The organism is Candidatus Poribacteria bacterium (assembly GCA_026702755.1).
In the GTDB taxonomy this organism is placed as follows: Bacteria; Poribacteria; WGA-4E; order WGA-4E; family WGA-3G; genus WGA-3G.
Map to the genome: position 1 here is coordinate 32,061 of JAPPBX010000071.1, position 11,138 is coordinate 43,198.

Consider the following 11,138-nt stretch of genomic DNA (forward strand, 5'->3'; position numbering starts at 1 on the left):
CCTAACCCGTAAAAAGTGTGTAATGACTTGGGAATGGTTTATTCTCAGGCCAGTACTCCTTGAACTTTCTCGGGTCTACGTCGAGTGCCTCAATGGCTTCCTTAGGGCTCTTGTATAGGTATGGTGCCCGGCGATAAATATTCCTTTCAATTTGCGAAAGGGTCATGCCGCCAAAATAGATACAACCATGAGCTTCAGTCAAACGCGCACGATCTCCAGTCAAACGCTTAGATAAAATCTTCAAAGCGAGATGGACAACCCGTATTTTCGCACCGGGACTTTTATCCCGCCATTCTATACGCGGGAAAAACTCCAAAACAAAGGAAATGACTGACTTTGTGAGAAGTCTTCTGATATCCTCACCCCGAAATCGTTCGAGTTCACGTGAAGGCTCTATAGTAGTTTGAAGTGCATTTTTCCTATCATCTCTGTCTTTTTCGGTCCAATATGATAGCCACTCCTCCAGCTGCTGTACAGGAATATCCAACACTCCCGCAGCCTTTTCTTTATCACCCTCATACTCCTTTTCGTTGACAATATACGAGAGCCGCTTCTCCAGCTCCTTCACAGTCATATCCAATTCTTTCGCAGCCTTTTCTCTGTCACCACCATGTGCCTTTACGATCTCCTGCAGAACTGCTGTGACGCTACCTCTGAGTGTTCTTCCTTTTATGCTGATAGGTTCGGCTTCGGAACCCATCCTATGCCGATTTGATAATTGAGAAAGAGCGTCGTCAACCACCGCCTTAATGCGTTCCGATAAATCAGGAAGCGTGAACCAAGTCGTGTTCCATTCGACCCTCCAATCATCAATTTTGCGTTTGGCCTTATCGGCACGGTCGCGCCCATAATTAGAAAACTCTACCCACCACCTGGCGATTTGGTTGTCAGTGACATCTGACCTCGCATCAGAGATAAACTGACAAAATACTACGACCGGCAAATTAAAAAGGTTTTCATATACCGGTGCCACCAGCGTTTCCGAAGGTGTATTTCCGACATCTTCCTCGGAACCTCCATCGTCTCTATATTTCTGAATTTCTGGTGGGAGGTCGTCCAGTAAAATCACCTCGCCTCGGGAATTGGTTGTCGCGCTTTTGAGGCAGTTGTCTAACTCTCGGACGTTGCCGGGCCAATTATACTCTTGGAACAATTTCAGCACTTCTTCAGAAACACCGTATATTGGCTTATCATTTTCTTCCTCAATACGCTGCAGAAAGTACGCCACAAGTAATGGAATATCCTCTTTCCGTTCTCGCAACGGCGGCAGGGAGATTTTATAGCCGCAGAGACGATGAAACAGATCCATTCGAAATTCCTCACGCTCCACCATTTTCTCCAATTTCCGATTGGTAGCAGTGATGATCCGCACATCCACCGTATGCTCCTCAATTCCACCCACTCGCCTGATCTTTCTTGTTTGCAGCACATTCAGGAGTTTACTTTGGAGTCTTAGTGCCATATTGCCGATTTCATCAAGAAAAAGGGTGCCCCCATCAGCTACCTCGAATAGCCCAGGTTTCCTCTCTCTCGCATCCGCGAACGCCCCCGGTTCATGACCAAACAACTCATTTTCAAGGAGTTCACTGGGTATCCCACCACAATCAATTGCGATAAACGGTTCATCTGCACGCTCGCTTTCTTCGTGAATTAAGCGCGCAACCAATCCCTTTCCTGTGCCTGTTTCACCTTCAATCAGGACTGAAACTTCATAGCGGGCTACACGTCCAATTAATTTGTTTAGTTCAAACATGTCTTTATGCTCTCCAACGAGCGGATGCGGGTCCTTAGGACTTTTTTCATTTTCATCAGAGTCGTCATCAGAAATGGGAGGGCGGATAGATAACCGTTTAAGCGCCCCGTCAAGCACCTTACGGATATGTTCTATATCGGTGTCTGTAGACAGAACATCCAATGCTCCCAGAGGCATTGCCTTTCTCGCTGTTTGTACCCCCGCTCCGATTATAATTACGATTACCGTAGGGTGGTCTTTCTTAATTCGCGCCAACGCCTTCAAACCTGCTTCCGCTGACGATTCTACATTGAGCAAGACAACTATCCGATCCTCACATTTTTTAATCTTTCCCAAGCCTTTACGAACGGTGTTAACGATGATAGGGGAATAGTCGTTATCCGTCAGGAAACTCTTCAATTCGCCAAAACTTTGATTATCATCAATGATTAATACTTTTTCTTCCATTACTTTGTCTCCTATGTTCACCATAATATGTTGTCAACTTAAGATTTCACGGTATGATAGCACGAGATTCAGTTGTTTTTCCTATCTGTAATGAAGATTCCTTGGACAGAGACAGATAGCATCTCTACAGCATAAGAGCTCGAGACCCATATCTGGAGGTGGACGTTTTGATAAAATAGACATTATAATAATAATAATTTAATCGCAGGTGGTGGATACCGCCAAGGCCGGAACAGTCTATTCGTTTCTAATAAACTGATCGCGAGGCAGTTGAATGCACTATTAAGTTATAATAAGCCAATTTTGATAATTATTCAAATTAAATAATAAAATCTATATCTAACGATAAATTATTATGATATCTTACATCCAACTTTCTCTACAAAACCTGTGCTGATTTTTACAGAACCTGTGCCGATTTTTACAAAACCTATGCTGGAATCTCCGTTTTCGCGCCTAATATTGACGAAATTCGCTTGGCATAGATCTTGCTATTATTTGTGCGAGAGTTCGGTAACAAAATGCAAACAGCATGCCGAAAGTGCACAGGAAATATTCATCAACCACTAAAATTTGTTCGGTGGCGACTGCGGTTCACACAAAAATTGGGCTAACAAAAAAAAATGTTGTATTTATTTTAATTTCTGCTATAATATGTTTTGGCATCCGTAAAATCCTTCATAGGTGGTTCGGCGAGAGGGTCAGTCTCCCGAACCGCGGCACTGCCAAGCGTAGATTGCCAGTGCGTGTTTAAGTCTATCATACATCCTAACTGATGTATATGGTATTCTAAGCAGCATCGTAATTTTACTTGATTTTTTTCGGAAGATTTTGTATCATTACGAATGGACGTTGGAGACGGATTGCCAGGGTAGATCCCTCTACCCCCGTCTCCACCCAACTGGCAATTGGGTATGCGTCTGAAAATACAACGTCCAAATACCACAATTTTTTTGTTTCACTGATGGTGGTGTATCTATACTTTACAGCCACTTGCTGTTTCTGTTTTGTTGGCGATGCCCTCGACATCAGCACCTGAAAGGTTCAGGAATTACGCAAACGCCTTTGTCAGCGAGGTCTCAAATTTCGTCAGCAGCGTGTAATATGTAGGAATTCATGAAAAGTGCGTAAGCCCTGATTCCAGAAAAATGTCAATGAATGCTGTTTGCAAAACCTCTGCTGTTTCTTGCAAGACTTGTGCTGGAATTGGCATTTTCGCGCCGAATACTTGGCATGTATCTTGCTGATTATTTATGTTCAACGATCTTGGACATCAATCACTACCTTAGGAGATTAGATTAGTTTTCGAGTGAGCGCGGGTTACGACATCTGGATAAGTCTGCAGAAAACAAAAACGTTTCAAGTCTTGTGGAGATACTCTAAACCCCCGTATCAAATCAATTTTCAAGGAGAATTTACGATGAAAAAATTAAAAACACTCTTGGTATTACTGACGCTCTTAACTCTATTCACCTTAAACGGCTTCGCACAAGATATACCGGTAGTTACGCTTACGTCTCCGGGAAGTAGTACCGATGTCATTTTCAGTCCGGATGGACAGACGATTGCGAGCGTCAGGGACAGGTTTGGAATCCAGTTCTGGGATACGATGACAGCGAGCCTTCGCCAGACCTTCATAGCTGAGCGGATCAATAGTATTGCGTTTTCTCCCGATGGTGCGTTGCTTGCCATTGTGAATCGGTTGGGTTACGCCGTGTGGGTCTGGGAGGTCAACACTGAATCCGTTCGCGCCTTCGAGGGGCATACGTCTTATGTCCAAAGTGTTGCCTTTTCGCCGGATGGCAAGACCCTTGCCAGTGGAAGTTGGGATAGAACGGTCCGGCTCTGGAATACGGAAACAGGCAGATTCGAGCAAATACTTATAGATCATACGGGTGAGGTCAATAGTATTGCGTTTTCTCCCAATGGCGTGTTGCTTGCCAGTGGTGGCAAGGATCAAACGCTCCGACTCTGGGATGTCAAGACTGGTGAAGTTATCCGCAGGCTCGAAGGACATGCGCGCAGCGTCAATCATGTCGCTTTTTCACCGGATAGCAAAATACTTGCCAGTAGCGGGGACGAAACCGTGCGCCTCTGGGATGTCGATACGGGTGAAGTTCTTCACAATATCAGAGCAAGTTATGCCACGAAGAGTAGAGTCGCGTTCTCTCCTGATGGCAAAACCCTTGCGAGTAAACGTGGTATACAACTCTCTCTCTATGATGTCAAGACAGGTTTTCTGAAGCAGACGCTCACGACAGGAGCGGGAGGCATCGCTTTTTCGCCGGATGGGGCGTTGCTTGCCAGTGGGGGTCAGGATGAAAAAACGATCTCTCACGGACCTGATGTCATCTGGTTGTGGGATACCCATACTTTGCAAGAAGTTCGCATCATCACGGGGCACCGGTCTGCTGTCCATAGTGTTGCGTTTTCTCCCGATGGACAGACGGTTGTGAGCGGGTCTGGACAGGGATGGGGGATTTTCTTTTGGGAGTCCCGAACCAAAAAATATCTGCGGAGTTTACCGGCAACAGGGGGTAAGCTCTTATTCTCCGCTGATGGCAAAATACTTGCCAGTAGTGGGAGTGGGAGGACAGATGCGCTGCGTTTGTGGGATGTCAATACAGACAAAGAGATAATAAGTTTCAGTGCGCATCTGATCGATAGTTTCGCCTTCTCCCCTGATGGTAAAATGCTCGCTGTTGGTGCGCGATCCGCCAGCTATGGTGCCGGAAGTATCTATTTGTTGCATGTTGCGACGGGTGCGATTGTTTTTACCCTTACCGGTCATCAATCAGGCGCGGTCGCAAGCGTTGCCTTCAGTCCTGATGGTAAAACCCTTGCCAGTGGCGGGTGGGACGCTACCCTCCGAGTGTGGAATGCCATGACAGGTGAAGACATTCGCACGCTCACGGGGCATACAAAATCGGTCGCAAGCGTTGCCTTCAGTCCTGATGGTAAAACCCTTGCCAGTGGGAGTTCAGGCTATAATTTGAGTTTAGCACCTTACCTACGGGATTTAGGTGATACGACGATTCTGCTCTGGGACGCTGCAACAGGTGCACACCAACGGACGCTTGCTGGACATACGGATTCAATAACAAGCGTTGCGTTCAGTCCTGATAGTAAAACCCTTATCAGTGGGAGTGCTGACGCAACCATAAGGTTTTGGGATGTTCCGACAGGTGCTGACAGATTCACCCTCACCGCGCATGTGGCTGCCGTTACGAGTATAGCACTCTCTGGTGATGGCAAAACCCTTGTCAGTGGGAGTACTGACACAGCCATAAAGTTCTGGGATGTATCCATGCTATTTGAAGGTGTTGAGGAGATACAGTCGTTGTTTGCGGATGTCAACAGTGATGGCGTTGTCAATATCCAAGATTTAGTGTTGGTCGCCTCAAGTTTCGGGCAGTCGGTTCCAGAAGAAGACAACCCAGCGGATGTTAATAAAGACGGTGTTGTCAATATTATAGACCTTGTTGAGGTTTCGGCGGCGATTGAAAGCAACCAAAACGCTGCGCCAAGAACATTTTCACAACTTCAAGAAGCTAATCTTACACAAGCAGAAGTGCAAAAGTGGCTGGTACAAGCACAACAACTTAATCTGACAGATCCAACAGCACAACGCGGTATCCGCTTTCTTGAGCAGCTCTTGTTAGCACTAACACCGAAAGAGACAGCACTCTTGCCGAACTATCCCAATCCGTTTAACCCGGAGACGTGGATACCGTATCAGTTGGCAGCGGATGCGAATGTGACGGTGACTATCTATGCTGCGGATGGAAAGTTGGTACGGACACTTGAATTGGGACATCAACCTGCGGGAAACTACCAGACAAAGCACCGAGCCGCGTACTGGAATGGACGCAACAAATTTGGTGAGCGTGTCGCAAGTGGCGTGTATTTCTATACACTCACAGCAGGTAATTTTACCTCAACGCGTAAGATGTTGATACGGAAGTAGACTTCCAAAAACAGTGAGGAACAATAAAAAAGAAGGATATTCCATCTTCGCTCCAGTGAAGCGATATATCCGCAAAAGGAGGACAAACAGATGAAAAATAAGATACTTATTTCAATTCTAAGTGTGCTATTGATTTTGCTTTTTTCACCGATTGTTTTCTCACAGGATACGGTTATGCGTATTGAGCCTTCTTCTCTGACACCGTCCGATGTAGGGGATATATTTTCTGTTGATATTGTCATTGAACATGGACAGAACGTTACTGGGTGCCAAGTTTGGCTAACGTACAATCCCACTGTGCTCAAATATGCTGATTTTGAAAAAGGCAGGTTCTTTCCGGATGATGCATTTTACGGAAAAATGCAGTTTGGCGAACTGCATTCCACCAAAACGCGCTTGCGTTTTCCTATTGTGACTTTTCCTCCAAGTCAACACAGCGGGGACGGCACCATCATTACATTGTACTTCGAGGTTCTTGATGTCACCACCTCATATCTTCTGAATTTAGTTGAGGGGGACCTTTCCAGCGGAACGGGGACACTTCTCTCTGATGTTGACAGGAACTTGTTACTTCCTCATGTAGATGACCATGGAAATACAAAAGCCAAGGCGACACGACTCTCCTTGGGTGTAGACGGGGCTCGCTTGGGTGCGATAAAGCCGAACAGTGATGTCGATTACTTTGAGGTGAAGATAAGCGGTCCGGGGGAGTTGCGCCTTTATACCTTCCTCGGGCGTGACGTAGTTATAGAACTCCAAGATAGCACAGGTTCCGTGCCTGCAAACGATGATATAGAGTACGGTCCAATAGAAGACTTGCGTCTTCGTCACAATGTGAATGCCGGGATTTATTACATCAAAGTCACAGGAACCACCGAAAACAGCACTGAAAATTATAGACTCCGCGCGAATTTTACGCCTGAATCCGATGACCACGGCAATACCTGGGCTGATGCGACACCACTTCCCCGAGACGGGTCCCTCCCCGGTGTGATAGAAATGGGCAATGATGCAGATTACTTTCGCGTAGAAGTCCCAAGTAGAGGGGAGTTGACTCTCTATACTACCGGGAACCTTGATACCTTTGGGCAACTCGAAAGAGCCACAGGTGATAAAACAAGGAATAACAATAGTGGCAGCGGCTTAAACTTTCGCATCCACCACGACGTAATTCCCCAGATTTATTACGTCAGAGTCACAGCATCATCTAACATGACTGGAAGTTATACCATTCACGCAAGTTTTACGCCTAAAGTAGAAGAACTACCAGACCTCACCGGTGACGGTAGCATAGATGAAAACGATTTCCTGATAGTTGTCGCGCAGTTTGGATTGAATAGTGCACCTGCAACAACGGGTGATACGATCGAGGATATTACAGACGCTACTGTCAAGGACATTTATAAAGATTATGAAGCCTCCGGTGTTATTAGTGATGTCTCCATTGCCGTTAAGACACACGCAGATCTTAACACCGATGGCACTGTCGATTTTGCGGATATTGAGTTAATAGCGAAGGAATTAGAGGATGCAGGGGTGTTTGCTGCGCCGAACATCGCCCGCCTCACACCAGACACAGTCAAACAGTGGATGATGGAAACCAAACAGGTGTGGGAGAGCGATCCCGCTTTTTTTGATGGTATTGCAGCACTGGAACAATTTCATACGCTCTTGCCTCCTATGGCGACAGCACTCCTATCAAATTACCCAAATCCGTTCAATCCAGAGACATGGATACCGTATCACTTAGCAAAACCGGCTGATGTTAGGTTGACAATCTATGACATTAACGGGCGTACGGTACGTACCTTGGACGTAGGATACCAGCCCGCGGGGCACTACCAAGACCGGACGCGTGCAGCATATTGGGATGGTAGGAACACTTACGGGGAACCTGTCGCAAGTGGTGTCTATTTCTATATGTTGTCTGCTGGTGATTTCACAACCACCCGGCGGATGCTAATTCGTAAGTAGTGCTCTCTTAGCGGATGGCACGTTGAGAAATCTGCACTTATCCTAACACTGTGATACTGTGGATAAACAGGATGTCTCCGCCACTACGCGGAGGGGATTTAGCAAAGGAAGGAAAAATTATGAAAAACGTATCTACATTAACAATCGGTTTTAGCATCATAGTTTTTACATTGCTGAGTGCAACTATAGACACTGCTAATCCTGATTCGGTCAGCACCCTTCGCCGCACAGATGACATCTCGCGTAGCAAAGCGGCGTTTGCAGTAGTTGGTGAAGAAATCGCCCGCGGTTTAAACCTGCACATACTTTCTGAATCGGACTATTGGAAACTGCGAGGTCCCGTGCTCTTAGACCCCCAAACGGATATCCACTTCCAACTCCGAGAACATTTCGATAGAATTGTCAACACTGTCGATTTTGGCGCATCGTTGGATGCTGGTTCTTCGAGCCAAAACTCGCCAATAAGCCGGGGTAATAAACCTGTACTCTATAAGAAAGCCTCGGAGATTATCCGTGATTTTATCGCACGAGGGTATATCTCTGTTATTATTGTGTCTCATGCGCCAATTGGGATGGGTGAAATGGCGGCAATTCGTGGGCTGCAGGGTGAGGTGCGCTATACATACGAAATTATTAACAGTGCATCCGTTTTCGTTCCCCTTAAAAATGTCGCTTCTTTGATAAAACTGCCGTTTATCACGGAAGTATGGCCGAATAGTAAAGGACATTTAGCACTAGCTGACAGTACCCCACAAATCGGAGCAGATAAGGTTCATAAACAGCCTGCTAATGGTGGACTTGGTGTTACCGGAAAGGGCGTCTTTGTTGGTGTTGTTGATACTGGTATATATAGAACACATTCCGAGTTTACAGGTAGACTTAGCCGGGGGAATGAAAGAGGATTGACCCACGCCCTCAGTGATCCAGATGAAATAACATATTGTGGAAATAATACAGAGTTGCATGGTACTTTTGTAGCAGGTATTATTGGTGCTGCAGACAATGGTAACAATATAACTGGGGTTGCTCCAGAAGTAGAATTCCTTGATGCTGCGTATGTTCTTTTGTTGCGTAGGGTCTTTGAAGGTGATTATGATGATGCAATGGATGCAATTAAATGGGCTGCTCATCCGCCTCGGTGGTATGCTCCAGATGCCGACGATAAAGCTGACGTTGTCAATCTAAGTTCCGGTTGGCCCCCTTGGATGTATGGACGGAAGGGGGAGGATCCAATGAGCAAGTTAATTAATGACCTCGTAGCTGACCATGGGAAAGTCTTTGTAACTTCCGCTGGGAATGGGGCATTGCGCCGCACAAGTGGTCCAATATGGGCCACAGGAGATAATGCAATACACAATTTTGATATTAAAAACCAAGACGCTGTTAGGGTTACCCTGATATGGGGCGACCACACTGAGGATTTAGACTTAGTGATTTGGGATTCTTCCAATGGCAAGAAGATCAGGGAATCGAGTAATCACGGCACATATTATGAGCAGCTAGATTTTGACACTAATCAGTCCCACAAATATACCGTTCAGGTGGTGGGGCACGACGTTTCAAGTCCTCAACAGTATGAAGTCTGGCTAACAGGAAAAAACGGTTGTGAAAAAAATCCTGAATTTGAATCACCTAATAGCGAAAAGACCGTCTTTGTCCCTGGATACAGCAGGAACGTTATCACCGTTGGTGCTGTGGATATGGATAAGAATAATAAGATAGCTGATTCTTCTAGTCAAGGTTCTGACACGGATTTAATTAAACCGGAAGTGGTAGCTCCTGGTGTGGATATTACGTCGCCAGTAGCACCCGGTGGGTATGCCACCAGGAGCGGCACGAGCGCGGCCGCCCCTCATGTCGCTGGCGTTGCAGCGTTAATTCTTGATGCTGTTGGGAAAAATAAGGCTGGGAAATGGAATTTCAGTCCGGACGAGGTCAAATCAGCGATAGTACGTGGGGCAGAAGATATTACGAACAAACTACCTAATAACACTTTTGGCGCAGGGCTCGTGAAAGCGGATAACATAATCTTCGGCGGCACGGTGAATCCTGGAAAGAAGCTATGTTTTAAAATTACGCTCCGCCTGGTCAAATATTGGTATAACAATTTTTACTTAAATGCTGAAAACGATTATCCGCGGGATGTCTCTGTTGCTTTCGCTGTTGCTATTTCGTGGGAGGACAATAGCAGGGATTTAGACTTGGAGTTTTTAGATCAAAACGGCAATCCCGTTGGTCCTCTCGTCGCTCATGATCAGGAATCGAATTACGAAAAAATCAGTGCCCGACTCCCTATGGCTTTCAACCCTGGGGACTTCTTTTATCTTAATGTTATCCATAACAACCCGGCAGGTAAGTCTATCCGTTTTACCGGGGCTTCAACACATCCAATCAAGCGTGTGGAATTAGATGTTAACTGTGATGGTGTTGTCAACCTTAAAGATCTTGTGGAAGTCGCCAAGAAATTCAAAGCAGTTGGTGTAAATATAGAGGATATTAACGGCGATGGTATCGTAGACCTAGATGATATGAAAATTATCGCGAAGAAAATGGCCGGTGCCCCCGCTGCACCAACTGGCTCCCAAGTCGCGATAGAGACAATTCAGCAATGGTTAGCGGAAGCTAAGCAGACGGGGAACACTGACCCTGACTTTCTCCGGGGCATCGCGATGTTAGAGCAGCTCGTTGCTCTCTTGACCCCTATGGAGACAGCACTGCTTGCGAACTATCCAAACCCGTTCAATCCGGAAACGTGGATACCTTATCAGTTAGCAACCACCGCCGATGTCACACTGACGATCTATGACATCCAAGGGCGCGTGGTGCGTGCTTTGGATTTAGGACATCAGCGTGCAGGGACGTACCACGCGCGGAGCCGTGCCGCGTATTGGGATGGTAGAAACGCAGTCGGTGAACCCGTTGCAAGTGGTGTCTATTTCTATACGCTCAAAGCAGGCGACTTTTCTGCAACGCGGAAACTCCTCATCCGGAAGTAGA

At 46.3% G+C, this 11,138-nt stretch carries 5 protein-coding genes; 3 read left to right on the top strand and 2 right to left on the bottom strand.

All coding sequences use genetic code 11. The features are described 5' to 3' along the window. Position 1: 1 nt before the first annotated feature. Together OXH39_12960 and OXH39_12965 are read right to left on the bottom strand one after the other, a co-directional pair. Positions 2–2,200 carry a sigma-54 dependent transcriptional regulator gene (locus OXH39_12960; protein MCY3551362.1) on the bottom strand — a complete coding sequence of 733 codons (2,199 nt, stop codon included), beginning with the start codon at positions 2,198–2,200 and terminating at the stop codon, positions 2–4. 637 nt (positions 2,201–2,837) lie between these two features. Beyond that, complete coding sequence (locus tag OXH39_12965) at positions 2,838–2,963, bottom strand: hypothetical protein (GenBank protein MCY3551363.1); 126 nt, start codon at positions 2,961–2,963, stop codon at positions 2,838–2,840. A gap of 657 nt (positions 2,964–3,620) precedes the next feature. Between OXH39_12965 and OXH39_12970 the strand changes: the two genes are divergently transcribed. From OXH39_12970 to OXH39_12980, 3 genes are all read left to right on the top strand, one after another. Then, complete coding sequence (locus OXH39_12970) at positions 3,621–6,167, top strand: dockerin type I domain-containing protein (GenBank protein ID MCY3551364.1); 2,547 nt, start codon at positions 3,621–3,623, stop codon at positions 6,165–6,167. A gap of 90 nt (positions 6,168–6,257) precedes the next feature. After that, positions 6,258–8,141, top strand: coding sequence for a T9SS type A sorting domain-containing protein (locus OXH39_12975; protein MCY3551365.1), 1,884 nt, complete (start codon positions 6,258–6,260; stop codon positions 8,139–8,141). Positions 8,142–8,260: 119 nt separating this feature from the next. Further along, the gene (locus OXH39_12980; GenBank protein MCY3551366.1) at positions 8,261–11,137 is read left to right on the top strand and encodes a S8 family serine peptidase; all 2,877 of its coding nucleotides are present in this window, start codon (positions 8,261–8,263) and stop codon (positions 11,135–11,137) included. Position 11,138: the final 1 nt, after the last annotated feature.

Excerpts from the sequence above, each read along its gene's own strand:
- OXH39_12960 (MCY3551362.1), bottom strand. The coding sequence starts at position 2,200 with ATGGAAGAAAAAGTATTAATCATTGATGATAATCAAAGTTTTGGCGAA.
- OXH39_12965 (MCY3551363.1), bottom strand. The coding sequence starts at position 2,963 with ATGATAGACTTAAACACGCACTGGCAATCTACGCTTGGCAGTGCCGCG.
- OXH39_12970 (MCY3551364.1), top strand. The coding sequence starts at position 3,621 with ATGAAAAAATTAAAAACACTCTTGGTATTACTGACGCTCTTAACTCTA.
- OXH39_12975 (MCY3551365.1), top strand. The coding sequence starts at position 6,258 with ATGAAAAATAAGATACTTATTTCAATTCTAAGTGTGCTATTGATTTTG.
- OXH39_12980 (MCY3551366.1), top strand. The coding sequence starts at position 8,261 with ATGAAAAACGTATCTACATTAACAATCGGTTTTAGCATCATAGTTTTT.